Below are 23,901 nucleotides of genomic sequence, written 5' to 3' on the forward strand. Positions count from 1 at the left end.
GGCGCACACGAATCCCATTCCCCTTGATTTGAAGAGTCACATGACCACGATCGCTTCCATCCACGCCCGCGAAATCCTCGACAGTCGCGGCAATCCCACCCTCGAAACCGACGTCACCCTGTCCGATGGCAGCTTCGGTCGCGCGGCGGTGCCGTCGGGTGCTTCGACTGGCAGCAAGGAAGCCGTGGAACTGCGCGACGGCGACAAGACGCGCTACCTCGGCAAGGGCGTGCGCAAGGCGGTCGACAACGTCAATGGTGCGATCGCCGATGCACTGACGGGCATGGACGCTGGCGACCAACACGCCGTGGACCAGCGCCTGATCGATCTCGACGGCACCGAGAACAAGGGTCGCCTCGGCGCGAACGCGTTGCTCGGCGTGTCGTTGGCGAACGCCCATGCGGTGGCGGCATCGAAGAAGTTGCCGCTGTGGCGTTATCTCGCCGACATCAGCGAACATCCCGCCGGCTGGCAGCCGACCTTGCCAGTGCCGATGATGAACATCATCAACGGCGGTGCCCACGCCGACAACAACGTCGACCTGCAGGAATTCATGATCCTGCCGGTGGGCATGGACAGCTTCTCGGAAGCGTTGCGCGCCGGCACCGAAATCTTCCATGCGTTGAAGTCGGTGCTGAAGGGCAAGGGCCTGTCCACGGCGGTCGGCGACGAAGGCGGTTTCGCGCCCGACCTGCGCAGCAATGTCGAAGCGCTCGACGTCATTCTCGAAGCGATCGGCAAGGCCGGTTACAGCGCCGGCGACGACATCGTGCTCGGCCTCGATGTCGCCAGCAGCGAGTTCCACGAGAACGGCAAGTACAACCTGACCGGCGAGGGCAAGCGCCTGACCTCGGAACAGTTCACCGATTTCCTGGCGGGTTGGTGCGCGGAATATCCGATCATCACCATCGAGGATGGCATGGCCGAGGACGACTGGGCCGGCTGGAAGTTGCTGACCGATCGCCTCGGCAACAAGGTGCAACTGGTCGGCGACGATCTGTTCGTCACCAATCCGCGCATCTTCAAGCAAGGCATCGAACAGCACGTCGCCAACGCGATCCTGATCAAGGTCAACCAGATCGGTACGCTGTCGGAAACGCTGGAAGCCATCGCCATGGCCGATCATGCGAAGTACGCCGCGATCGTTTCGCACCGCTCCGGCGAAACCGAGGACACCACCATCGCCGACATCGCCGTGGCCACCACCGCGACGCAGATCAAGACCGGTTCGCTATGCCGCTCCGATCGCGTCGCCAAGTACAACCAGTTGCTGCGCATCGAACAGCAACTCGGCAGTGCCGCGAAATACGCCGGCCGCAACGCCTTCGTGTCCCTCAAGCGTTGAGGATGAACGACCGCCGCGCCGTATTCATCGCCATCGTGCTGCTGCTGGGCCTATTGGCGTGGCTGCAGTACCGCTGGTGGTTCGGTCGCGGTGGCCATCGCGACGTGGTGGTGTTGCAGCATCGTGTGGAAGCGCAGGTCTCCGACAACGCCACGCGCCAGCAGCGCAATGATGCGCTGGCCGCGGAAGTGCATGATCTCAAGGATCCGGCATCCGGCGGTGCGGCCGTGGAAGAACGTGCGCGCAACGAACTCGGCATGGTCAAGCCCGGCGAAACCTTCTATCGCGTGGTGAACGATCCCAATGCCGCGCGCCCCAAGCCGCAGGAACCGTCGAAGCCCCAGGACAAGCAATGAACATGGAACGTCATTGGTGCGTGGTCCCCGCCGCAGGCACCGGGCAGCGGTTCGGTGGCGTGGTGCCGAAGCAGTATCTGCAAGTCGCCGGGCGCACCATCCTGCGGCATACGCTGGACGCGTTGCTTGGTCATCCGCTGATCGCCGGCGTGGTGGTGGTGCTGGCCGCGGGCGATCCGCACTGGCCGGACGAGGCCGACGCGCATGGCAAGCCTGCTTTTGACAAACCCGTCCTCACTGCGATCGGTGGCGACAGCCGCGCGGCGTCGGTGTTGTCCGGGCTTGAACGCTTGCCGGCGGATGTGGGCGACGCCGATCTGGTGCTGGTCCACGATGCCGCGCGTCCGAACCTGGCGCTGTCCGATCTCGATGCACTGATCGCGGCAGTACGCGCGAATCCGCAACAGGGCGGCATCCTTGGCGCGCCGGTGCGCGACACCTTGAAGCGTGCGGGTGAAAAACGTTCGATCGCGGCGACCGAAGCGCGCGAGCAGTTGTGGCGCGCGTTTACCCCGCAGATGTTCGCGCGCGGGGCGTTGTCGTCGGCGTTGCGCAGTGTGCGTTCGAAGGGCGAGGCGATCACCGACGAGGCGATGGCGATGGAATTGCAGGGCGCGCATCCGCTGCTGGTGGAAGGGCGCGAGGACAACCTCAAGATCACCACGCCCGCCGATCTCGTCCACTTCGAATTCCTGCTGGGGCGACGCGCATGAACCTGCGCATCGGCCACGGCTTCGATGTCCATGCTTTCGGCGATGGCGATCACGTCATGCTGGGTGGCGTGCGTGTCCCGCATGTGCGCGGTGTGGTTGCGCATAGTGACGGCGACGTGGTGCTGCATGCGCTGTGCGACGCGCTGCTCGGTGCGCTGGCGCTGGGGGACATTGGCCAGCATTTCCCGCCATCGGACATGCGCTGGAAGGACGCGAACAGCATCGACTTCCTGCGTCATTGCCATGCGCTGGTCCGCGAGCATGGCTGGATGCTCGGCAATGCCGACATCACCGTGTTGTGCGAACGACCGAAAGTCGGGCCGCATGCACAGGCGATGCGCGAAACCATCGCGATCGCCTGCGGTGTCGCGGTCGACGCCATCAGCGTCAAGGCCACCACCACGGAAAAATTGGGCTTCACTGGCCGCGAGGAAGGCATCGCCGCCGAAGCGGTGTGCCTGCTGGTGCGGGAATGACCGTGCTGCCGCGTGCGCACGGCGAGGCCGTGCTGTCGGCGCGCACCCGCACCACGCCGGATGATTTCCGCGTCGACGAGATCGATGCCTTCGTCGCCAGCGGAGAGGGCGAACACCTGCTGCTGACCATCGAGAAACGCGGCCTCACCACCGCCGAGGCTGTGCGTCGTGTCGCGGCGTGGGCCGGCGTTGCGGAATCGGCGATCGGCCACGCCGGATTGAAGGATCGCCACGCGGTGACGCGGCAACGCCTGAGCGTGTGGCTGCCGGGACGCGAGGCGCCCGACCCATCAGCACTGGACAGCGACGCGCTGCGGATCGTCGAGTCGCATCGTCATTCACGCAAGCTCCCGCGTGGCGCGCTGGCGGGCAATCGTTTCCAGCTGGTGCTGCGCGAAGTGATCGGCGAGCGCGAACACATCGAGACACGATTGCAGGCCATCGCCGACCGTGGCGTTCCCAACTATTTCGGCGAACAGCGCTTCGGTCGCCATGGCGACAACGTGGCGCAGGCGCTGGCGATGTTCGCGGGTCGGCGGGTGAAACGCGAGGAGCGTTCGCTGCTGCTGTCGGCGGTGCGTTCGGAATTGTTCAACCGCGTGCTGGCGCGACGCGTGAACGATGGGAGCTGGAATCGCGCGCTGGATGGCGATGTCTTCATGCTGTCCGGCAGCCACAGTGTGTTCGGGCCGGAGGCGCTGGACGATCGCACCCGCGAACGCATCGCCGCGTTCGATATCGATCCCACCGGACCTCTGTGGGGGCGCGGTGCGTTGCGCACCACGGAGACGGTGCTCGCGCTCGAAACCGATGCCATCTCCGGCGATGACGTGCCGGCATTGCGCGATGGACTGGAACGCGCCGGGATGAAGCAGGAGCGTCGTGCCTTGCGCCTGCGTGCAACAGGGCTGCAGTGGCGGTGGCTGCAGGATGATGCGCTGGAACTCGTGTTCGAACTGCCGTCGGGCAGCTATGCCACCTCGATACTGACGGAACTGGGCGACGTGACCGACGCGATGCGTTGAGACGTCAGCGGTGCTTCAACAACACCAATACCGCGCCGGTGCCGCCCTGCGCCGGCGGTGCGGAATGGAAGGCGAGCACGTCGGCACGCTGGCGCAACATGCGATCGACCAGGTTCTTGATCACCGGCAAGCCTCCGGAGTTGCGGCCCTTGCCGTGGATGATGCGCACGCAACCGGTTCCCGCGGCGATGGCTTCGCGCAGGAATTCGCGCAGCAGCGATTCCGCAACGGCGACAGTGAGTCCGTGCAGGTCGAGCTCGTCGCGTGCGGCATATTCGCCCTTGCGCAGCCGCGCCAGTACGCGCGGTGGCACTTCGTCGCGGCGATGGCTGGAGACGTCGCCGGGATCGAGCAGCGGATCGTGCATGGCATGGCGGAATTCCGACCAGGCCGCGCGTTCATCGGCTTCGCGCATGCGCGCCCGCGGCCGTGGCGCCGGCTTGCGCGGCGCTTCCGGTTGCGTGGCGAGCGGCCGCACCGGGCCGATCGCGGACCGGAACAGTTCGGAATCGTCCTCGGGTTCGCTCATGCCACCAGCTTACATTCGTTATCATGATGCTTTACGACGGACGACACATGCGGATCCTGGTCAGCAACGATGATGGTGTGGACGCGCCGGGCATTGCCGCCCTGGCTGCGGCGTTGCGTGAAGCCGGGCACGAAGTGATGGTGGTCGCCCCCGACCGCGATCGCAGCGGCGCCAGCAATTCGCTGACGCTCGATATGCCGATCCGCGTCGTGCAACAGGATGAACGCACCTGGCGCGTGTATGGCACGCCCACCGATTGCGTTCATCTCGCCTTGACCGGCATGTTCGCCGGCCGGCGCGAGCCCGACATCGTCGTCTCCGGCATCAACAATTCGGCCAACCTCGGCGATGACGTCATCTATTCCGGCACGGTGTCGGCGGCGATGGAGGGGCGTTTCCTTGGCCTGCCTGCGGTTGCGGTGTCCTGCGTCGCGCGCGACCATGCGCCGCGGCATTTCGAGACATCCGCGCGTGCGGCGGTGGAGATCGTCGCGCGCCTTGCGCATCATCCCTTGCCGGCCGACACCATCCTCAACGTCAACGTGCCCGATGTGCCATGGGACGAATTGCGCGGCTTCGAAGCGACGCGCCTCGGCAATCGTCATCGCGCCGAGAGCTGCATTCCCGCGCACGATCCGCGCGGCCGCGATTTCTACTGGATCGGTCCCGCCGGCAGCGAGCAGGATGCCGGCCCCGGCACCGACTTCGATGCACTGCACCGTGGCGCGGTGTCGATCACGCCGATCCACGTCGACCTCACCCGCTACAGCGCGCTGGAACAGGTGGCGCAGTGGGTGACCGGACTGGGGCGCCCCGCGGCATGATCGCGCGCCTGCGCCTCGACCCCGGCACCACCGGCATCGGCATGACCTCGCAGCGCGTGCGCGATCGCCTGATCGAGCGCCTGCGCGAGCAGGGCATCCGCGACGAACGCGTGCTCGCGGCGATCCGCAACGTGCCGCGCCACGTCTTCATGGACGAAGCGCTGGCGCAACGCGCCTACGAGGACAGCGCGTTCCCGATCGGCCATGGCCAGACCATCTCGCAGCCGTGGGTGGTGGCGCGAATGACCGAATTGGTGCTCGATGCGCCGCGGCTACCGCAGAAGGTATTGGAAGTCGGCACCGGTTCCGGCTACCAGGCCGCGATCCTGGCGTCGCTGGGATTGCAGGTGCACACGGTGGAACGCATCGGTGCATTGCTGCGTGGTGCACGCAAGGTGTTGCGCGGACTTGGCTACAACGTACGCAGCAAGCACGATGACGGTCGCGCGGGATGGGCGGAACACGCGCCATTCGATGCCATCGTGGTGACTGCGGGTGCGGCGGCGCTGGAACCGGCATTGCTCGATCAACTTGCGATCGGCGGAACACTGGTGGCCCCGGTGGGCGCGGGCACCACGCAGACATTGTTGCGCGTGCGTCGTGAAGACGATGGTCAGCTGCAACAGGACATGCTGGAGCCGGTCGTGTTCGTGCCGCTGCTCGCCGGAGTTGTTGACGGATGAAGTTGAAATTGTTTGCCCCGCTCTACGAGCGCGCGATCCGCTGGGCCGCGAGCCCGCATGCGCCGTGGTTGCTGTTCGCGCTCAGCATCGCCGAGGCGGTGTTCTTCCCGATCATGCCGGAGATCATGCTGGCGCCGATGGCGTTGGCGCAGCCGAAGCGTGCGTTCCGCTACGCCGGCATCAGCCTTGCCGGATCATTGGTCGGTGCGGTGATCGGCTACTGGCTGGGCGAACATGCGTGGGAGCTGGTGAAACCGCTGCTCGCCGAATTGCACATGGTCGACAAGATCGACGCCGGCATCGCCACCATTCGCGCCAAGATGGTCGAATCGCCGTGGGGCGTGTTCTGGTTCCTGGTGCTCGGCGGTTTCATGCCGATTCCGATGAAGGTCTTCACCTGGGCGTCCGGCATCGTCGGCGTGCCGTGGCTGCAATACCTGTTGGCGATGACGGTCGGCCGCGGCAAGCGCGTGTTCCTGCTCGCACTCGCCATCCGCATTGGCGGCGAACGCGCCGAACGCGCGCTGCATCGCTGGATCGAACCAGTCGGCTGGATCGCGACGGTGCTGATCGCAGTGCTGGTCGGCTATCTCTACTTCAAATCGCGAGGCGCATGATGACCAAGACGCGGCTTCCCCTGATTCTGGTCGTGCCGGCCTTGCTGGCCGCGTGCACCACCGCGCGCGTGGTGGAATATCCGTCGAATCGGGCACCTTCGACGTCCTCGCGCACCACCGCTGCGCCGATGCCGCCAGCGACACAGACGCCGGTGACGACGACCGAGAGAGTGTCGACGCCGAAATACGGCGCGACCTACGAAGTGCAGAAGGGCGACACGATCTATCACATCGCCACCACCAACGGCATCACGCCGCTGGATCTGGCGCTGTGGAATGACGTTCCGCCGCCCTACATCATCCATCCCGGCCAGCGCGTGCGCCTGTATCCGCGCAACGGTCGTGCGCCGCCACCGCCGCCGAGTGCCGTCGCAGCCGCACCAACGCCGAAACCAGCCACGCCGACACCATCATCGTCGACAACGAATCCGACACCACCACCTGCAGCCACGCATCCGACCGCGGGCAACCTGTCATGGCGCTGGCCCACCGATGGCCAGGTGATCAGTACCTATCTGGCGGGCGAACCGACGCGACAAGGCCTCGACATCACCGGCAGCGCCGGGCAGCCGGTGCGCGCCGCCGCCGATGGCGCGGTGGTGTATTCCGGCGCCGGACTGGTGGGTTACGGCGAACTCATCATCATCAAGCACAGCGGTGGCTGGCTGTCGGCATACGGCCACAATCGCAAGCGCATGGTCAGCGAGGGCCAGAAGGTGAGTGCGGGGCAGCAGATCGCCGAGATGGGCCGTACCGCCGCGCCGCGCGACATGCTGCATTTCGAGATCCGTTTCGACGGCAAGCCGGTCGATCCGCAGTTGTACCTGCCGAAGAAATAACGCCCTGGATCAACCGGGCAACACGAACGCCGCAACCACCTTGCGGCCTTCGCCGGCCAGCACGTTGTAAGTACGCGCGCAGGCGGCGTTGGTCATCGGTTCAAGACCGATGCCACGGCCCAGTACCGCAGCCATCACGCTGGCAGGCGGGAACGATTGCCGCTCACCGGTGCCCAGCAGGATCACGTCCGGCTTCAGGTCGAACAGTGGGGCCAAGGTGTCTTCCGTCAGCATCGCCAGCGCGGATACCGGCCACGCAGTGACGAGACGTTGCGGCGAGACGATGCAGCTGGCGGTCAGTGTCTGGTCGTTGACCAGCACGCGCTGGCCATCGGCGCCGCGCAGCACGTAATCGAAATCGGGACGTTCCTGGATCAATTCCATGGCGGATCAATTCCCGCTGTCGTCAAGCCCGCGGCAGCACGATCCGCCGCTTCTCCTGTGCCGCTCGGTACAACACCGCGACATGGCCGATCCGCTGCACCAGGGCGCTGCGGGTGCCGGCGACCAGTTCGTCGATCACCGCGTCGCGCGCGTCGCGATCGTCACCACCGACCTTCACCTTCACCAGTTCGTGCTGTTCCAGCCCGGCATCCAATTCGGCCAGGAAGGCCGGGGTCAGGCCCTTTCCGCCCAGTTGCAGCAAGGGTTTGAGGTCATGGGCCACGCCGCGCAGGAAGCGGATCTGGGTCGGGGTGAGGGCGGTGGACATGCAGATGCGAAGGGGATTGCGGGATCGACAAGGTATCATGCCGGCTGGATCGGCCAGTTGCCCATCACCATGGCCACGCGCAGTAAAAGCAGCCAACGCTGGCTGAAGGAACATTTCTCCGACCCCTACGTCAAACGCGCGCAGGCCGAGGGCTTGCGCTCGCGCGCGGCGTTCAAGCTGGAGGAGCTGGTCGAACGCGACCGCCTGCTGCGTCCCGGCATGGTGGTGGTCGATCTCGGCGCGGCCCCGGGCGGCTGGTCGCAGTGGGCGCGGCAGGCGCTGGGCGACAGCGGCCGGGTGATCGCCAGCGACATCCTGGAGATGCCCGGGCTGGCCGGCGTCGAGTTCCTTCATGGCGATTTCAGGGAAGACAGTGTCCTATCGCAGTTGGTGACGATGTTGAACGGAGCCGAGGTCGACCTTGTGCTCTCCGACATGGCCCCCAATATGAGTGGTGTGGATGCGGTGGATCTGGCGCGGGCGATGCATCTGGCGGAATTGGCGATGGAGTTCGCCGACCTCCACCTGCGGGCCGGCGGCGATTTCCTGATCAAGCTGTTCCAGGGCGTGGGGTTCGACGACTACGTACGCGAGTTGCGCAAGCGCTACGACAAGGTGTCGATCCGCAAGCCCGCGGCCTCGCGCCGACGTTCCAATGAAGTGTATGCCCTGGCGCAAGGAAGACGCGCCCGGGCCAAGGTATAGAGTGTCGCAATGGCGCGGGTGACCGCGCGGAGAACCGAATGAACAACCTGGTCAAAAACCTTTTGCTGTGGGCCGCCGTGCTGATCGTGGTCATGGTGGTCTTCCAGGGCTTCAGTCCGAAGCTCGGTGGCAGTCCGCGCGCGCTCACCTACGACCAGTTCGTGCAGCAGGTGCAGTCCGACAAGATCGCCAAGGTCGAGATCAGCGATGACGGCACCACCATCAACGCCGAGGGCAAGGACGCCGCCAAGTTCACCACCCAGAAGCCGGAAGACAAGGATCTGATCAACGACCTGCTCAACCACAAGGTCGAGATCAAGCAGGAAGCGCCGTCGAGTGGCCGCAACCTGCTGATCGCGCTGCTGGTGAACGTGCTGCCGATGGCGCTGTTCATCGGCATCTGGATCTACATGATGAAACAGATGCAGCAAGGCGGGAAAGGCGCGATGTCGTTCGGCAAGTCGCGCGCGCGCCTGCTCAACGAAGACCAGACCAAGGTCACCTTCGCCGATGTCGCCGGCTGCGACGAGGCCAAGGAAGAAGTGTCGGAACTGGTCGATTTCCTGCGCGATCCCTCCCGGTTCCAGAAGCTCGGCGGCAAGATCCCGCGCGGCGTGCTGATGGTCGGCCCACCGGGCACCGGCAAGACGCTGCTGGCCAAGGCCATCGCCGGCGAAGCCCGGGTGCCGTTCTTCAGCATCTCCGGCTCCGATTTCGTCGAGATGTTCGTCGGCGTTGGCGCCAGCCGCGTGCGCGACATGTTCGAGCAGGCGAAGAAGAACGCGCCGTGCATCATCTTCATCGATGAAATCGACGCCGTCGGCCGCCATCGTGGTTCCGGCATGGGCGGTGGCCACGACGAGCGCGAACAGACGCTCAACCAGATGCTGGTCGAGATGGATGGCTTCGAGGGTGGCGAAGGGGTGATCGTGATCGCCGCGACCAATCGTCCCGACGTGCTCGACAAGGCGTTGCTGCGCCCGGGCCGTTTCGATCGCCAGGTGATGGTCGGACTGCCCGACATCAAGGGTCGCGAGCAGATCCTGCGCGTGCACATGCGCAAGGTGCCGCTGGGCGATGACGTCCGTCCCGACGTGCTGGCGCGTGGCACGCCCGGCTTCTCAGGCGCCGATCTTGCCAACCTGGTCAACGAAGCCGCGCTGTTCGCCGCCCGCCGCAACAAGCAGCAGGTGGAGATGCAGGATTTCGAGGACGCCAAGGACAAGATCTACATGGGTCCCGAGCGCCGCAGCATGGTGATGCGCGAGGACGAGCGTCGCAACACGGCGTATCACGAGTCTGGCCACGCGGTCGTGGCGATGACGCTGCCGAAGGCCGATCCGGTGCACAAGGTGACGATCATGCCGCGCGGTTGGGCGCTGGGCGTGACCTGGCAGTTGCCGGAACACGACCAGTTGAGCAATTACCGCGAGAAGATGCTCGGGGAAATCTCGATCCTGTTCGGCGGCCGCATCGCCGAGGAACTTTTCAGTGGCGATATGTCGACCGGCGCCTCGAACGATTTCGAACGCGCGACCAAGCTGGCGCGCGGCATGGTGACGAAGTACGGCATGTCCGACGAACTCGGCACCATGGTCTACGCCGATGACGATGCCGGCTTCGGCGTCCACAACAAGACGATTTCCGAAGCGACGCAGCAGAAGGTCGATGCCGAGATCCGTCGCATCCTCGACGTGCAATACGACGTTGCCCGCAATATCCTCGAAGACAAGCGCGAGATCGTCGAAGCGATGGTCGCCGCGCTGCTGGAATGGGAAACCATCGACGCCGAGCAGGTCAAGGCGATCATGGAAGGGCGCACGCCGAATCCGCCGGCCGGTTGGGTCGACAAGGGCAGCCGCATCGACGGCGGCAAGGGTGGCGATTCCACCAAGCCAGCACCTGCGATCGGCGGGCCCGCGGAACAGACCTGATCCCCGCGCATTGCCAGTGATGGATCAAAAGGCCAGACTCGCGTCTGGCCTTTTTGTTGATTCGTCTGCCATGTTCGACACCACGCCGATACTCGATTGCGCCGGACGCATCCTCAAGCTCGACCGCGTGCGGGTGATGGGCATCGTCAATGTCACCCCGGATTCGTTTTCCGACGGTGGCGATCATTTCGCTGCCGATGCGGCGATCGCGCATGGCTTGAAGCTGGCGGAGGAGGGCGCGGACATCCTTGATGTCGGTGGCGAATCGACGCGCCCCGGCGCTGCCGATGTCCCGCTGGACGAAGAACTGCGGCGCGTGATCCCCGTGATCGAAGCCTTGGCGAAACAGACGACGTTGCCGATCAGCATCGACACGTCGAAACCGGAAGTGATGCGCGCAGCGGTCGCTGCCGGCGCCGGCATGATCAATGACGTATATGCATTGCGACGCGAGGGTGCGCTCGATGCCGCAGCGGAACTTGGCGTGCCAGTGGTGCTGATGCACATGCTGGGCGAACCGCGTTCGATGCAGGATGACCCGCGCTACGACGACGTGGTCGCCGAGGTCCATCGTTTCCTCGCCGAACGCATCTTCGCCTGCGAGATGGCGCGCGTCGAGCGCAAGCGGATCGTCGTCGATCCCGGTTTCGGTTTCGGCAAGACGCTCGATCACAACCTGCAATTGCTGGCGCAGTTGCAACGGCTCACCGATCTTGGCGTGCCGGTGCTGGCCGGAATGTCGCGCAAGCACACCATCGGCAAGCTGACCGGGCGCCAAGCACCGGCTGATCGCGTGCATGGGTCGGTGGCCGCGCATGTGATCGCTGCCCAGCGTGGCGCCCGCATCATCCGCGCACACGACGTCGCCGCCACCGTCGACGCGCTCAAGGTCTGGGAAGCGGTGGCTGTGGTGCCCATGCCGCGCGTGGCCGCAGCGCCTCCTGCCATCCAATGGCCCGACGACGCCTGATCGAACCGGTTTCACACCCCCTTGTCGGAATCTTAACAACCGCGTAGCTTCCGGGGTTGGCATTCAGGATTCCCTCTCCGATGCACGCCAGTTCCGAACCATCCGGGACACTCGAGACTGCGCTCGCGCATGCGGCGCGGCTGCTCGGGGAGTCGCCGCGAATGGCCGAGGCACAGGCACAGGAAATCATTGCCAAGGTCGGGCCGCATCCCGCTGCCGAACACATCCTGGCGCGCGCGCTGGCCGGGCAGGGGCGTTGGCAGGAGGCTCAGGGACAGCTGCAGTCCCTGTGCGAGCGTTATCCCCGGATCGCGCAGGTGCAGTTCGATCATGCGCAGGCCTTGCTCGCGCTCGACAGGCATGCCGAGTCGGTGGCGCCCTTGCAGGCGGTCATTCGCGGGCAGTCGCCACATCCCGCCGCATGGCGGATGCTGGCCGATGCGCTGGCTGCAACGGGCGATCCCGGCGCGGGCGCGGCCTATCTCGAGCACGTCCGCCAGTCGGGCCGTGATCCGCTGCTGATGCAGGCGGCCGATGCATTGACGCGCGAGGAACTTCCGCTCGCCGAATCGCTGCTGCGCGAGCGCCTGAAGGACGCGCCAACCGACGTCGCCGCGATCCGCATGCTCGCCGAAGTCGCGGCGCGCCTCGGTGAATATGGCGACGCCGAATCGCTGCTGCGGCGCTGCCTGGAACTGGCGCCCGATTTCCACGAAGCGCGCCAGAACCTGGTGCAGGTGTTGCACCGGGCCAATCGGATGGAGGAAGCGTTGGCCGAAACCGAGCGATTGATGGCGGCCGATCCGCATAGCCCCGCCAATCGCAACCTCAAGGCGGTAATGCTGTCGCGCTTGGGCGATTACGATCAGGCCATCGCGCTGTATCGCGACATCGTCGCCGAATTTCCGGCGCAACCGAAAATCTGGCTGAGCTACGGTCACGCGTTGAAAACCGCCGGACAGCAGGCCGATGCCGTCGGTGCCTATCGCCGCAGCGCGGAATTGCAGCCCACGTTTGGTGAAGCGTGGTGGAGCCTGGCCAATCTCAAGACCTTCCATTTCGCCAAGGAAGATCTCGCCGAAATCGAGCTGCGCCTCGCTGATCCGTCGTTGAGCGACGAAGATCGCCTGCATTTCGAATTCGCGGCCGGCAAGGCGCGCGAGGACGCACGCGAGTACGAAGCATCATTCGCCCATTACGCCCGCGGCAATGCCTTGCGCAAGCGCATGATTCCCTACGATGCCGGCGACGTCAGCGCGCGGGCGGCGCAGGCAAAACGCATGTTCACCCGCGAATTCTTCCGCGAACGCGCGGGTTGGGGCGCGCCCGATGCCGATCCGATATTCATCGTCGGATTGCCGCGCGCCGGCTCCACGTTGATCGAGCAGATCCTGTCGAGCCACAGCCAGGTCGAAGGCACGATGGAATTGCCGGAAGTGCTGGCGCTGGCACACCAGTTGCGCAAGCGCGTCGATCCTGCGGGGCAGGCGCCGTATCACGGGCTGCTGGCATCGCTGGATCGCGACGAAGTGGCCGAACTCGGTCGCCTTTATCTTGAGCGCACCAAAGTGCAACGCAAGGACGGCGCGCCGTCCTTCATCGACAAGATGCCGAACAACTGGCTGCACATCGGCCTGATCCATCTGATGCTGCCGAATGCACGCATCATCGATGCGCGCCGCCATCCGCTGGCCTGCGGCTTTTCCGGGTTCAAGCAACAGTTCGCACGCGGACAATCCTTCACCTATGACCTCGCCGATGTCGGCCGCTATTACCGCGATTACGTGGAACTGATGGCGCATGTCGACGACGTGCTGCCCGGTCGCGTCCATCGCGTGTTCTACGAAGCGATGGTCGACGACACCGAAATGCAAGTACGCGCGCTGCTGGCGTATTGCGGCCTGCCCTTCGAGGACGGTTGCCTGCGCTTCTTCGAGAATCGCCGCGCAGTGCGCACCGCCAGTTCCGAACAGGTGCGCCAGCCGATCTATCGCGATGGCGTGGACCACTGGCGCCACTACCAACCCTGGCTTGGCCCGCTCGAGGCCGCGCTGGGCGATGTCCTTTCGTTGTACCCCACCGTGCCGGTGTTTTCCGGCGTTTCCCGCCCCGCCCCAGAAGGAAAGACCGCATGAAATCGAGAAGTCCCGATCGTCGTTCCTGTCGCCCGCCCACGCGCCTGCCGCTTGCGGTCGCGATCGCCATTGCCTGCGTGCCGGTGGCTCATGCACAGGACGCCACCGCGCCAGCGCCGCAACAAGCGAGCGAATCGCAGAAGAAGAACCAGGCTGGGGATCTCGGGCAGGTGATCGTGACCGCGCAGAAGCGCAGCGAGAACATGCAGAAAGTGCCGATCAGCATCCAGGTGCTCGGCCAGCAGAAACTCGAGGAATTGCACGTCAACAAGTTCGAGGATTACGCCAAGCTGCTGCCATCGGTGTCGTTCCAGAACGATGGCCCGGGGTTCGACAAGCCGTACATGCGCGGCGTGGTCAGCGGTGACAACGCCAACCACTCCGGTTCGTTGCCCAGCGTCGGCGTCTATCTTGACGAAGAGCCGATCACCACCATCACCGGTCCACTCGACATCCATATCTACGATGTCGCGCGCATCGAAGCACTGGCGGGGCCACAAGGCACGCTCTACGGCGCCAGTTCGGAATCGGGCACGCTGCGCATCATCACCAACAAACCGGACCCGAGCGCTTTCCAGGCAGGTTTCGGCCTGGAAGTGAACACGGTGCACGGTGGCGGTCTCGGCAATGTCAAGGAAGGTTTCGTCAACATCCCGCTGGGCAAGCGCGCCGCGGTCCGCCTGGTGGCTTGGGACAAGACTGATGCGGGATTCATCAACAATGTCCACCAGACGCGTACGTACCCGTCGTCCGGTCTCACCAGCGACAATGCCGAACTGGTTCGCAACCGCTACAACGATTCGCACAGCACCGGTGCGCGCGCTGCGCTCAAGATCGATCTCGACGATGGCTGGAGCATCACGCCAGGCATCATGGGACAGACCCAGAAGACCAACGGCCAGTTCGCCTTCGACCCTGCCATCGGCGACCTGAAGGTTGGCCACTTCAAACCGGAATGGACGAAAGACCGCTGGTGGCAGGCGGCGTTGACGGTGCAGGGCAAGATTGGCAACTTCGATCTCACCTATGCCTATGCGCACCTCAAGCGCACGGTCGATACCGCCTCCGATTACAACGATTACAGCTTCTGGTACGACACCTTGTTCGGTTCCGGCACGGCTTGGGTCGACAACAATGGCGCGATGGTCAATCCGTCGCAGTACATCCAGGCGCGCGACGGCTACGGCAAGACCAGCCACGAACTCCGCCTCGCCTCGCCAGTGGAAAATCGCTTCCGCGTGGTCGGTGGCCTGTTCGTGCAGACGCAGACGCACAACATCTTCCAGGACTATCGCATCGATGGACTTGCCGACAATCTCTCGGTGGGCGGCTGGCCGGGCACCATCTGGTTGACGCGGCAGCAACGTCGCGATCATGACGAAGCGGTGTTCGGCGAAGCGTCTTTCGACATCACCAAGAGCCTGACCATCACCGGCGGCATTCGTCATTACCGCGCGCACAACAGCCTGGAGGGTTTCTTCGGATACGGGCTTGGTTATTCCAGCAACCCCGAAAAAGGCGAAGCCAAGTGCCAGTTGTTGTATGGGCCGGATCGCAGCAAGTGGCCGGGATTCAACGGTGCGCCGTGCAGCGACTTCAACAAGAGCGTGAGCGAAAGCGGCAATCTCGGTCGCGCCAACCTGACGTATCACTTCGACAAGGACAAGATGGTCTATGCCACCTGGTCGCAGGGCTATCGCCCGGGCGGAATCAATCGCCGTGCGGTGAGCGACGAACACGCGTTCTATCTCGCCGACACCCTCACCAACTACGAGTTGGGTTGGAAGACGACTTGGCTGAACAACCGCCTGCGCTTCAATGGTGCGGTGTTTTCGCAGCGCTGGAAGGACTTCCAGTTCTCGTTCCTGGGGCTGAACGGCCTGACGGAAATCCGCAACGCCAACCAGGCGCAGATCGACGGCACCGAAATGGATCTGACGTGGGCCGCGACCTACAATCTCACGCTCACCGGCTCCATTGGCGCCTACAAGCCACGCCTGACGCAGAACTACTGCTCGCTGGATGCCAGCGGCAACGTGAGGACGAATTGCTCCGGGGCCGATCTGCTGGCGCCAAAGGGTGCAGCGCTGCCGTTCGCGCCGAAGTTCAAGGGCAACCTGGTGGCCCGTTACGCCTTCAACCTCGCTTCGTACAACGCCTATGTCCAGGGTGTCGTCGCCCACGTCGGCGAGCGTCGCTCGGATCTGCGCACGTTCGAGAACGGGATCAAGGGCAATATGGCGGCCTACACCACGTTCGATCTCTCCACAGGCTTCGGTACCGACAAGTGGAACGTGGAACTGTATGCCAGCAACCTGACCGATTCGCGCGGCATCACCAAACGCGGCCTGGAATGCCTTGAAGCGGTTTGCGGCGCCAATCCGACCGTCGCCGGCTCGGTCTACTCCACGCCGATCCGTCCGCGCACCGTCGGCATCCGCTACCGCCGGGACTTCTGATCCGCGCGTCACCACCGGTCGGCCTTCGGGCCGGCCGGTTCGTTCGATTATGCTGTGGCCATTCGCGCGTCGCGCCACCGATGGACACAGCCGCATGCACAGCCTGCTTCGCCGCAAGGACATCAACCGCATCACCGAGCACGAGGAAGGGCGGCGACTGGTACCGACGTTGTCGTGGCCGCATCTGGTCGCGCTCGGGATCGGCGCGATTGTCGGCACCGGCATCTACACGCTGATCGGCGTCGGTGCGGAGAAGGCAGGGCCGGCGGTGCTGTTGTCGTTCCTGATCGCCGGCGTGGTCTGCGCCTGTGCGGCGCTGGCCTATGCCGAACTGTCGACGATGATGCCGGCGGCGGGCAGTGCCTACACCTACAGTTATGCGGCCTTGGGTGAAGGGCTGGCGTGGATCATCGGCTGGAGCCTGATCCTCGAATATTCGCTGGTGGTGAGCACGGTCGCGGTGGGTTGGTCGGGCTATTTCGCCGGTTTCCTGCAATGGATGCAGCACCAGACCGGCTGGGCCGTGGCCTTGCCACATGCACTGGCGGCGGGTCCGCACGCAGGCGGGATCATCAACTTGCCGGCAGTCGTGATCGTGTTCGTGGTCGCCGGCGCGCTGATGGCGGGCACGCGCGAAAGCGCGACGATCAATGCGTTCCTGGTGGTATTCAAGCTGATCGCGCTGGCGATCTTCGTCGCGGTGGCGATGCCGGCATTCAACAGCGACAACCTGCACCCGTTCATGCCCTACGGATTTCCCAAAGCGATGGGCGCCGATGGTGTCGAGCGCGGGGTGATGGCGGCGGCTGCGATCATCTTCTTCGCGTTCTACGGCTTCGATGCGATCTCCACCGCGGCGGAGGAAACGAAGAATCCGGGACGCGATCTGTCCATCGGCATCATCGGTTCGATGATCGGCTGCACGCTCATCTACATGCTGGTGGCGTTCGCTGCCGTTGGCGCGATGAACTTCGGCGTGTTCGGCAAGAGCGCCGAGCCGCTGGCGTTGATCATGCGCGAACTCGGACACGGCACCGTGGCGCTGCTGATCGGCATCGTTGCGATCATCGCGCTGCCGACGGTGTTGCTGGCGTTTTTCTACGGCCAGAGCCGCATCTTCTTCGTGATGTCGCGTGATGGCTTGTTGCCGCGCGGATTGTCGAAGGTGAACGCACGTACCGGCACGCCGGTCGCCATCACCGCGTTCACCGCCGTGCTGGTGGCAGCGCTGGCGGGCGTGGCGCGACTGGATGAAATCGCGGCACTGGCGAATGCCGGGACGCTGGCGGCCTTCATCGCCGTCGGTGCCTGCCTGCTGGTATTGCGCAAGCGCGAACCGAACCGTCCGCGCAGCTTCCGCACGCCGATGGCGTGGCTGGTCGGACCGCTGGCCATCCTCGGTTGCCTGTATCTGTTCTGGAGCCTGCCGCAAAAGACGCAATTGTGGTTCCTGACCTGGAACACGATCGGCGTGGTGGTGTATTTCGTCTACGCGCGCAGTCACAGCATGCTCGCGCGCAATGACTGATGTGGTGATGGTGCGGCGATGACCGGTGGTGACGCGCGCCCGCTCGCGATCGCACTGCTCGGGCCGACCGGGTCAGGCAAGACCGATCTCGCGCTGGAACTCGCCGAACACATCGGTGGCGAAATCGTCAGCATCGATTCGGCGCTGGTCTATCGCGGGCTCGATATCGGTTCGGCCAAGCCGAGCGCGCAGGAACAACGGCGCGCGCCGCATCACCTGATCGACATCCGCGATCCCTGGCAACCGTATTCCGTCGCCGAATTCGTGGAGGATGCGCGTTCCGCCGTCGCCGGGATCGTCGAACGCGGTGCGCTGCCGATCCTCGCTGGAGGCACCAGTCTCTATGCCCATGCGCTGTTCTGCGGGTTGGCGCCGATGCCGGCCGCCGACGCCGGGACGCGCGCGGCGATCAGTGCCGAAGCGGAATTGCAAGGCTGGCCGGCGCTGCATGCGGAGCTGGCGTTGGTTGATCCCGAAGCGGCGGCACGCATCCATGCGACTGACCCCCAGCGCATCCAGCGCGCGCTGGAAGTGTTCCGCCTCAGTGGCAAGCCGATCACGCAGTGGCAGCGCGAACACCTGCATGCACCGCGCTGGCCGGTGCGGGTGCTGAAACTGGCGCTCGTGCTGGATTCGCGCGATGAATTGCATGCGCGCATCGAACGCCGTTTCGACGCGATGCTGGAACGTGGCTTCCTCGATGAAGTTCGACGCCTGCGTGCATTGCCGCAACTGGCCAACCATCCGGCGCCGCTCGATCTCCCTGCCATTCGCGCGGTCGGCTATCGGCAGGCGTGGGAGCATCTCGATGGCCGGATCGACGCCGGGGACTTCCGCAGTCGCGCCATTTACGCCACCCGCCAGCTCGCCAAGCGCCAGATGACGTGGCTGCGCGCGCAATTGGACGTGCGCCGCTTCGATGCCCAGCGGGAACGGGGGGGAATCGTCGACGCGCTCGGACTGTTCCTGCGCGGAACGCCGTTGGGCGGGCGTTTTGCCGGGTTCCGGTAGACTAATCGGACCGCGCCAGAGACGCGGGCCGATAAAAACTTCAAAAAAAGAGATTCCCATGCAGCAGCGCAATTCCCAGGCCCCCCGGCCGCAGTCCCTGCAAGATCCCTTCCTCAATGTCCTGCGCCGCGAGCGCGTGCCGGTGTCGATCTATCTGGTCAACGGCATCAAGCTCCAGGGCACCATCGAATCGTTCGACCAGTTCGTGGTGTTGTTGCGCGGAACCACCAGCCAGATGGTGTACAAGCACGCGATCTCCACCGTGGTACCGGCGCGCGCGGTGCGCGTGGGGCCGACCGGTGCCTATGTCCAGCAGGACTCGCCGGCGCGCAGCATGGGCGCGGACGACCACGACGAAGATGAAGACGATGACGGCTACGACGACGAAGATGAAGAAGACGATGACCAGCCGCCGCATCACGGCTGACGGGAGCGACATTGTTCGAGCGTTCCCGCAAGGGTGAACATGCGCTGCTGGTGCAACCGCACCGTGGCAGCCGATTGGAAGAGGATGTGCTGGAGGAGTTCGTCGAACTGGCGCGCTCCGCCGGCGCCGAAGTCGTGGCCACTGCCAACGCGCGCATCGATCGCCCGAATGCGGCGACGTTGATCGGCACGGGCAAGCTCGAGGAACTGAAGGCGATCGTCGAAGCCAGTGGCGCCGATCTCGTCCTGGTCAATCACTCGCTGACGCCGGTGCAGGAGCGCAACCTTGAGCGTGCTCTTGAGCGGCGCGTGATCGATCGCACCGGATTGATCCTCGACATCTTCGCCCAGCGTGCGCAATCGCACGAAGGCAAGCTGCAGGTCGAACTCGCCCAGTTGAAGCATCTGGCGACGCGCCTGGTGCGCGGCTGGACCCATCTTGAGCGCCAGCGCGGCGGTTCCATCGGCCTGCGCGGGCCCGGCGAAACCCAGCTGGAAACCGATCGTCGCCTGCTGCAGACGCGACTGGAACAATTGCAACGCAAGCTCGAAAAAGTCGAGGTGCAGCGCACCCAGATGCGCCGCGCGCGGACCCGCAGCGAACTGCCGCGTGTCGCGCTGGTCGGTTACACCAATGCTGGCAAGTCGACACTGTTCAACGCGCTGACCGGAGCGGAGGCCTACGCCGCCGACCAGTTGTTCGCGACACTCGATCCCACCGTTCGCCGCATCGAGATTTCCGGTGGCCACGCCCTGCTGGCCGATACCGTCGGTTTCGTCCGCGATCTTCCCCATGATCTGGTGGCCGCGTTCCGTTCGACCCTGAGCGAAGCGCGCGAGGCCGACCTGCTGTTGCACGTGATCGACGCCGCTGATCCGCATCGCGACGATCGCATCGCCCAGGTCGATGCCGTACTGGCCGAGATCGGTGCCGGCGACTTGCCGCAGATCCTCGTGTTCAACAAGATCGATCGCATCGACGGCGCCGAAGCGCGCCGCGACGTGCCGACCGATGATCGTCCGCGGGTGTGGCTATCGGCGCGCGATGGCATCGGCCTTGAGCATCTGCGCGATGCCCTGGGCGATGTCTTCGCGTTGCGCCGGGTGATCGGCGAATTGCATCTGCCCGCCGATGCCGGACGCCTGCGCGCGCGCCTGCACGCGCTGGATGCGATCCAGTCCGAGACCCACGATGACGCCGGTTGGCATGTCGCCATCGACCTGCCGGAAACAGACGTCCTGCGCCTGCTCGCCGCCGGTGACGCCGAGCCGCTGCGTCTACTCTTGCCCGAACCGGAACCCGACCCCATTTAAGCGCCATGGCCTGGACTCCCCCCGGAAAACACAGTGATCCCGTCGACGCGCCAGCGCGTCCGCGACTCGACCTGCGCGGCTGGTTGCCGGGCGGCTCGTGGTTGTGGACGGGCATCGTGCTGGGGGCGTGGCTGGCGTTGTCCAGCGTGGTGGTGGTCGGGGCAGGGCGGCAGGCAGTGATCTCGCGCCTCGGCCAGCCGTTGCGGGTGGTGCAGCCGGGCGTGCATTTCAAGCTGCCGTGGCCGTTGGAACGCGCGACCGGGATCGACATCGGCGGCCGCCAGTCCATCGACGACACCTTGCCGGTGGTGGTCGGTGATCCGGCGATGTTCGATCTGCCGTTGCAGGTCGGCTACACCATCGACGATCCGCTGCGCTATCTCTCCAACAGTCATGAGGTGGTGCAGGACGCGTTGCGGCGAATGGTGCGCGATGCGGTATCGACAGAAGTGGTGGCCGGATCGCTGGCGACCTTGGGCGGTCGCGACGGACAATTGTCAGTGCCGGCGCTGACGGCATTGCAGGCGCGCGTGCAACACGCTGGTCTTGGCGTGAAACCGTTGTCGGTGACGTGGTCGGCGCCGGTATTGCCGGGCGCCGTGCGTGATTCCGGTGAGACGCTCAAGACCATCCAGGACGAACAGGCGCGCGCGCTAGCCGACGTCAAGGCGGAAGCGGAGAAGCAGTCGCCGGCGACACAGGCCGAAGCCGACGCCATGCTCGCCGCGGCCGAACGCGATCGCGCAGCGCGCGTGCTCGATGCCCAGGGCGATGCCGCGCATTACCGCGCATTGGCGGCGCAATATCGCGCATCGCCGCTCGTTACCCGCGACGTAGTGTTGCAGGGTGCAGTGCGCGACAGTGCAACGATCAACCCCGCACCCGCGACGACCACGGTGGTCGCATCTTCCCCGTCTCCGGCATTGCCCACAGCGACGGACAGCGTGCGCCCGCAGCGCGATGATTCGCGCAAGGTCGATCGCAGCGTGGATCGCCGCCGACCGGAAGCGGGGGGACAGCGATGAAGTCGCTGGCAGCAAGTTTCCTGTTGTTCGTGCTGGCGCTGGCGGCATTCGATGCCAGCTTCCGCGTCGAGCCCGGGCAGTTGGCGGTGGTGACGTCGCCGATCAACGGTGTGCGCAACAACCTCGCCACCGGATTGCACCTGAAATGGCCGTTGCTCGACCACGTGCAGCGCGTGCCCGCGCGCGTGGTGCTGCAACCCGACGTGCGTGAAACCACGAGCGATGGCCGCGAACTGGTGCAATCGCCATGGCTGCTGGCGCGCGTGACCGATGCCGCGGAATACGCCGAAGCGACGCGCGCGAATCCGGCCGCGCCGCGCGATCGCATTGCCGCGGAATTGCAGTCCACGGCACTCCCCGCCTTGCATGCGCAGACATTCCCGCAAGCCCTGGTCGATCGTGGCCAGGCCGTGTGGACGAACAACGCGACGCTGGATACCGCCGCCGGGAAGCTCGGATTGAAGATCGAGGATCGCGGTGACGCCGGGATCGGCATCGCCACCGGCAGCCCGACCGCCGCTGCCATCCAGTCCGGGATGCGCACCTCGCAGGATGTCGTGATCGCCCGCGCCCGTGTCGATGCGCAGGCCCAGTTGCAAGCCGCCAAGGCGCAGGCCGACGCTGCGCGCGCGCAATTGCTGGCGGAGGCGCGCAAGAGTGCGGATGCGCGGCGCGCCGATGGCGAGGCCGAGGCGGCGCGCATCTACGCGGAAGCCGCCGGCGATGACCCGCAGGCGGCCGCGTTCGACCGTGCCGCAATGGCCTATCGGCGCGCGCGAGTGGCCGGCAAGCCGGTTTCGCTGGACGATCCGGCGTTCCAGGCGCTCCGCTACGCCCACTGACACCGCACGCTGGCCGCATCCGCCCGACAGGCGTACAATGTCGAAAAGCCGGGGCTCGCCTCGGCTTTTCTCACGTCTGGAGCTTGGAAATGGGTCAATCGGTCGTTGTGTTGGGTGCCCAGTGGGGCGATGAAGGCAAGGGCAAGATCGTCGATCTGCTGACCCAGGACATTGGTGCGGTGGTGCGCTTCCAGGGTGGCCACAATGCCGGCCACACGCTGGTGATCGCCGGCAAGAAGACCGTCCTCCACCTGATCCCGTCCGGCATCCTGCGCGACGACGCGCTGTGCCTGATCGGCAACGGCGTGGTGCTGCATCCGGGAGCGCTGAAGAAGGAAATCGCCGAGCTGGAAGGCAATGGCGTCGAGGTGCGATCGCGCCTGAAGATTTCGCCGGCGACGCCGCTGATCATGCCGTACCACATCGCGCTGGACCAGGCGCGCGAGAAGGCCGCCGGCAAGTCGGCGATCGGCACCACCGGGCGCGGCATCGGCCCGGCCTACGAGGACAAGGTCGCGCGCCGAGGCATCCGCATCGCCGATCTCCACTACCCCGACGAGCTGGCCGAGAAGCTGCGCGCCGCGCTCGATTATCACAACTTCGTGTTGACCCAGTACTTCAAGGTCGATGCGGTCGATTACCAGCAGACGCTGGACGAAGCGCTGGCCTTCGGCGAATACGTCGAGCCGATGAAGGCCGATGTCGCCGGCATCCTCCACGATCTGCGCAAGCAGGGCCGCAAGGTGTTGTTCGAGGGTGCGCAGGGCTCGCTGCTCGACATCGACCACGGGACATATCCCTACGTGACGTCGAGCAACACCACGGTCGGTGGCGCGCTGGCCGGCACCGGCGTCGGCGCCGATGCCATCGACTACGTGCTCGGCATCGCCAAGGCCTACGCCACGCGCGTCGGCGGTGGTCCGTTCCCGACCGAACTCCATGACGAGATCGGCCAGGGCATCCGCGATCGTGGCCAGGAATACGGCGCCACCACCGGCCGTCCGCGCCGCTGCGGCTGGATGGACATCGTCGCGCTCAAGCGCGCGGTGGCGATCAACGGCATCACTGGCCTGTGCATCACCAAGCTCGATATCCTCGACGGGATGGAAACGCTGAAGATGTGCATCGCCTACGAATACCGCGGCAAGCGCAGCGAATACGCGCCGCTCGACGCCAAGGGCTGGGAAGAGTGCACGCCGGTGTACCTGGAATTCCCGGGCTGGCAGGAATCGACCGCCGGCATCACCGAGTGGGACAAGCTGCCGGCCGCGGCCCGCGCCTATCTGCGGGCGCTGGAAGAACTGGCCGGCTGCCCGCTGGCGATCGTTTCGACCGGTCCCGACCGCGACGCCAACATCATTCTTCAGGATCCCTTCGCCTGAATGGGTGAGTTTCCAGCCGGAGCATGACTTCCGGCGGTGGGCGCACGCGGC

Annotated in this window: 24 protein-coding genes; 21 read left to right on the top strand and 3 right to left on the bottom strand. The window is 65.3% G+C overall.

The window, feature by feature from the left end; genetic code table 11:
- The first annotated feature begins 40 nt into the window (after positions 1-40).
- Genes eno through truD form a run of 5 tightly spaced genes read left to right on the top strand, consistent with a single transcriptional unit; the run spans position 41 to position 3,915 of the window.
- Positions 41-1,345: a phosphopyruvate hydratase gene (gene eno / locus Lysil_RS06575; protein WP_103074691.1), complete on the top strand. Its 1,305-nt coding sequence runs from the start codon at positions 41-43 to the stop codon at positions 1,343-1,345.
- 2 nt (positions 1,346-1,347) lie between these two features.
- Positions 1,348-1,701, top strand: coding sequence for a cell division protein FtsB (gene ftsB, locus Lysil_RS06580; protein WP_103074692.1), 354 nt, complete (start codon positions 1,348-1,350; stop codon positions 1,699-1,701).
- 2 nt (positions 1,702-1,703) lie between these two features.
- Positions 1,704-2,414: a 2-C-methyl-D-erythritol 4-phosphate cytidylyltransferase gene (ispD, locus tag Lysil_RS06585; protein ID WP_103074693.1), complete on the top strand. Its 711-nt coding sequence runs from the start codon at positions 1,704-1,706 to the stop codon at positions 2,412-2,414.
- Positions 2,411-2,890: a 2-C-methyl-D-erythritol 2,4-cyclodiphosphate synthase gene (ispF, locus tag Lysil_RS06590; protein ID WP_103074694.1), complete on the top strand. Its 480-nt coding sequence runs from the start codon at positions 2,411-2,413 to the stop codon at positions 2,888-2,890. Before ispD ends, ispF begins: the two co-directional genes overlap by 4 nt.
- Positions 2,887-3,915 (top strand): tRNA pseudouridine(13) synthase TruD, encoded by a 1,029-nt coding sequence (gene truD / locus Lysil_RS06595; RefSeq protein ID WP_103074695.1) that lies wholly within the window; start codon positions 2,887-2,889, stop codon positions 3,913-3,915. The genes ispF and truD overlap by 4 nt, the downstream gene beginning before the upstream one ends.
- 4 nt (positions 3,916-3,919) lie before the next feature.
- On the opposite strand, the gene Lysil_RS06600 is transcribed toward truD, so the two are convergent.
- Positions 3,920-4,444 (bottom strand): Smr/MutS family protein, encoded by a 525-nt coding sequence (locus Lysil_RS06600; RefSeq protein WP_103074696.1) that lies wholly within the window; start codon positions 4,442-4,444, stop codon positions 3,920-3,922.
- A gap of 47 nt (positions 4,445-4,491) precedes the next feature.
- Here Lysil_RS06600 and surE point away from each other — a divergent pair, with 47 nt between their 5' ends.
- Genes surE through Lysil_RS06620 form a run of 4 tightly spaced genes read left to right on the top strand, consistent with a single transcriptional unit; the run spans position 4,492 to position 7,407 of the window.
- Complete coding sequence (surE, locus tag Lysil_RS06605) at positions 4,492-5,268, top strand: 5'/3'-nucleotidase SurE (RefSeq protein WP_103075033.1); 777 nt, start codon at positions 4,492-4,494, stop codon at positions 5,266-5,268.
- Complete coding sequence (locus Lysil_RS06610; RefSeq protein WP_165782405.1) at positions 5,265-5,951, top strand: protein-L-isoaspartate(D-aspartate) O-methyltransferase; 687 nt, start codon at positions 5,265-5,267, stop codon at positions 5,949-5,951. The genes surE and Lysil_RS06610 overlap by 4 nt, the downstream gene beginning before the upstream one ends.
- Before the next feature lie 2 nt (positions 5,952-5,953).
- On the top strand, positions 5,954-6,568 hold the full coding sequence (locus Lysil_RS06615; RefSeq protein WP_103075035.1) for a YqaA family protein: 615 nt from the start codon (positions 5,954-5,956) through the stop codon (positions 6,566-6,568).
- Entirely contained in the window at positions 6,553-7,407 is an 855-nt protein-coding gene (locus Lysil_RS06620) for a peptidoglycan DD-metalloendopeptidase family protein (RefSeq protein WP_425477151.1), read from the top strand. The genes Lysil_RS06615 and Lysil_RS06620 overlap by 16 nt, the downstream gene beginning before the upstream one ends.
- Positions 7,408-7,416: 9 nt before the next feature.
- Here Lysil_RS06620 and Lysil_RS06625 read toward each other — a convergent pair whose 3' ends face one another.
- Together Lysil_RS06625 and yhbY are read right to left on the bottom strand one after the other, a co-directional pair.
- Positions 7,417-7,791, bottom strand: a complete 375-nt coding sequence (locus tag Lysil_RS06625; protein ID WP_103074698.1) for an Mth938-like domain-containing protein — start codon at positions 7,789-7,791, stop codon at positions 7,417-7,419.
- A gap of 22 nt (positions 7,792-7,813) precedes the next feature.
- A complete protein-coding gene (yhbY, locus tag Lysil_RS06630) occupies positions 7,814-8,119 on the bottom strand; it encodes a ribosome assembly RNA-binding protein YhbY (protein WP_103074699.1) in 306 nt (101 codons plus the stop codon).
- Positions 8,120-8,188: 69 nt separating this feature from the next.
- Between yhbY and rlmE the strand changes: the two genes are divergently transcribed.
- The 12 genes from rlmE (at position 8,189) to Lysil_RS06690 (ending at position 23,850) form a co-directional block, all read left to right on the top strand.
- A complete protein-coding gene (rlmE, locus tag Lysil_RS06635) occupies positions 8,189-8,824 on the top strand; it encodes a 23S rRNA (uridine(2552)-2'-O)-methyltransferase RlmE (protein ID WP_103074700.1) in 636 nt (211 codons plus the stop codon).
- Between the two features lie 38 nt (positions 8,825-8,862).
- Complete coding sequence (ftsH, locus tag Lysil_RS06640; RefSeq protein WP_103074701.1) at positions 8,863-10,758, top strand: ATP-dependent zinc metalloprotease FtsH; 1,896 nt, start codon at positions 8,863-8,865, stop codon at positions 10,756-10,758.
- A gap of 70 nt (positions 10,759-10,828) precedes the next feature.
- On the top strand, positions 10,829-11,728 hold the full coding sequence (folP, locus tag Lysil_RS06645; RefSeq protein ID WP_103074702.1) for a dihydropteroate synthase: 900 nt from the start codon (positions 10,829-10,831) through the stop codon (positions 11,726-11,728).
- Positions 11,729-11,808: 80 nt separating this feature from the next.
- Positions 11,809-13,863 carry a tetratricopeptide repeat-containing sulfotransferase family protein gene (locus tag Lysil_RS06650; protein ID WP_103074703.1) on the top strand — a complete coding sequence of 685 codons (2,055 nt, stop codon included), beginning with the start codon at positions 11,809-11,811 and terminating at the stop codon, positions 13,861-13,863.
- The gene (locus Lysil_RS06655) at positions 13,860-16,322 is read left to right on the top strand and encodes a TonB-dependent receptor (RefSeq protein ID WP_103074704.1); all 2,463 of its coding nucleotides are present in this window, start codon (positions 13,860-13,862) and stop codon (positions 16,320-16,322) included. Before Lysil_RS06650 ends, Lysil_RS06655 begins: the two co-directional genes overlap by 4 nt.
- Positions 16,323-16,416: 94 nt before the next feature.
- Entirely contained in the window at positions 16,417-17,850 is a 1,434-nt protein-coding gene (locus Lysil_RS06660) for an amino acid permease (protein WP_103075036.1), read from the top strand.
- Between the two features lie 18 nt (positions 17,851-17,868).
- Positions 17,869-18,861 (top strand): tRNA (adenosine(37)-N6)-dimethylallyltransferase MiaA, encoded by a 993-nt coding sequence (gene miaA, locus Lysil_RS06665; protein ID WP_103074705.1) that lies wholly within the window; start codon positions 17,869-17,871, stop codon positions 18,859-18,861.
- A 58-nt stretch (positions 18,862-18,919) separates the two neighbouring features.
- The gene (gene hfq, locus Lysil_RS06670) at positions 18,920-19,288 is read left to right on the top strand and encodes an RNA chaperone Hfq (RefSeq protein WP_103074706.1); all 369 of its coding nucleotides are present in this window, start codon (positions 18,920-18,922) and stop codon (positions 19,286-19,288) included.
- 11 nt (positions 19,289-19,299) lie between these two features.
- Complete coding sequence (gene hflX / locus Lysil_RS06675; protein WP_103074707.1) at positions 19,300-20,601, top strand: ribosome rescue GTPase HflX; 1,302 nt, start codon at positions 19,300-19,302, stop codon at positions 20,599-20,601.
- Positions 20,602-20,606: 5 nt separating this feature from the next.
- Entirely contained in the window at positions 20,607-21,626 is a 1,020-nt protein-coding gene (locus Lysil_RS06680; RefSeq protein ID WP_103074708.1) for an SPFH domain-containing protein, read from the top strand.
- Positions 21,623-22,468, top strand: coding sequence for an SPFH domain-containing protein (locus Lysil_RS06685; protein WP_103074709.1), 846 nt, complete (start codon positions 21,623-21,625; stop codon positions 22,466-22,468). Before Lysil_RS06680 ends, Lysil_RS06685 begins: the two co-directional genes overlap by 4 nt.
- Positions 22,469-22,557: 89 nt before the next feature.
- Positions 22,558-23,850, top strand: coding sequence for an adenylosuccinate synthase (locus Lysil_RS06690; RefSeq protein ID WP_103074710.1), 1,293 nt, complete (start codon positions 22,558-22,560; stop codon positions 23,848-23,850).
- Positions 23,851-23,901 lie beyond the last annotated feature (51 nt).

The sequence above is a fragment of the Solilutibacter silvestris genome (assembly GCF_002895945.1).
Classification (GTDB): Bacteria; Pseudomonadota; Gammaproteobacteria; order Xanthomonadales; family Xanthomonadaceae; genus Solilutibacter; species Solilutibacter silvestris.

Bases quoted from the DNA above. Each gene is read 5' to 3' on its own strand.
- ftsB (WP_103074692.1), top strand. From the start codon at position 1,348: ATGAACGACCGCCGCGCCGTATTCATCGCCATCGTGCTGCTGCTGGGC.
- truD (WP_103074695.1), top strand. From the start codon at position 2,887: ATGACCGTGCTGCCGCGTGCGCACGGCGAGGCCGTGCTGTCGGCGCGC.
- miaA (WP_103074705.1), top strand. From the start codon at position 17,869: ATGACCGGTGGTGACGCGCGCCCGCTCGCGATCGCACTGCTCGGGCCG.
- Lysil_RS06655 (WP_103074704.1), top strand. From the start codon at position 13,860: ATGAAATCGAGAAGTCCCGATCGTCGTTCCTGTCGCCCGCCCACGCGC.
- ftsH (WP_103074701.1), top strand. From the start codon at position 8,863: ATGAACAACCTGGTCAAAAACCTTTTGCTGTGGGCCGCCGTGCTGATC.
- Lysil_RS06690 (WP_103074710.1), top strand. From the start codon at position 22,558: ATGGGTCAATCGGTCGTTGTGTTGGGTGCCCAGTGGGGCGATGAAGGC.
- Lysil_RS06600 (WP_103074696.1), bottom strand. From the start codon at position 4,444: ATGAGCGAACCCGAGGACGATTCCGAACTGTTCCGGTCCGCGATCGGC.
- Lysil_RS06610 (WP_165782405.1), top strand. From the start codon at position 5,265: ATGATCGCGCGCCTGCGCCTCGACCCCGGCACCACCGGCATCGGCATG.
- folP (WP_103074702.1), top strand. From the start codon at position 10,829: ATGTTCGACACCACGCCGATACTCGATTGCGCCGGACGCATCCTCAAG.
- Lysil_RS06660 (WP_103075036.1), top strand. From the start codon at position 16,417: ATGCACAGCCTGCTTCGCCGCAAGGACATCAACCGCATCACCGAGCAC.
- ispF (WP_103074694.1), top strand. From the start codon at position 2,411: ATGAACCTGCGCATCGGCCACGGCTTCGATGTCCATGCTTTCGGCGAT.
- ispD (WP_103074693.1), top strand. From the start codon at position 1,704: ATGGAACGTCATTGGTGCGTGGTCCCCGCCGCAGGCACCGGGCAGCGG.
- eno (WP_103074691.1), top strand. From the start codon at position 41: ATGACCACGATCGCTTCCATCCACGCCCGCGAAATCCTCGACAGTCGC.
- yhbY (WP_103074699.1), bottom strand. From the start codon at position 8,119: ATGTCCACCGCCCTCACCCCGACCCAGATCCGCTTCCTGCGCGGCGTG.
- hfq (WP_103074706.1), top strand. From the start codon at position 18,920: ATGCAGCAGCGCAATTCCCAGGCCCCCCGGCCGCAGTCCCTGCAAGAT.
- Lysil_RS06625 (WP_103074698.1), bottom strand. From the start codon at position 7,791: ATGGAATTGATCCAGGAACGTCCCGATTTCGATTACGTGCTGCGCGGC.
- rlmE (WP_103074700.1), top strand. From the start codon at position 8,189: ATGGCCACGCGCAGTAAAAGCAGCCAACGCTGGCTGAAGGAACATTTC.
- Lysil_RS06650 (WP_103074703.1), top strand. From the start codon at position 11,809: ATGCACGCCAGTTCCGAACCATCCGGGACACTCGAGACTGCGCTCGCG.
- surE (WP_103075033.1), top strand. From the start codon at position 4,492: ATGCGGATCCTGGTCAGCAACGATGATGGTGTGGACGCGCCGGGCATT.
- Lysil_RS06680 (WP_103074708.1), top strand. From the start codon at position 20,607: ATGGCCTGGACTCCCCCCGGAAAACACAGTGATCCCGTCGACGCGCCA.
- Lysil_RS06685 (WP_103074709.1), top strand. From the start codon at position 21,623: ATGAAGTCGCTGGCAGCAAGTTTCCTGTTGTTCGTGCTGGCGCTGGCG.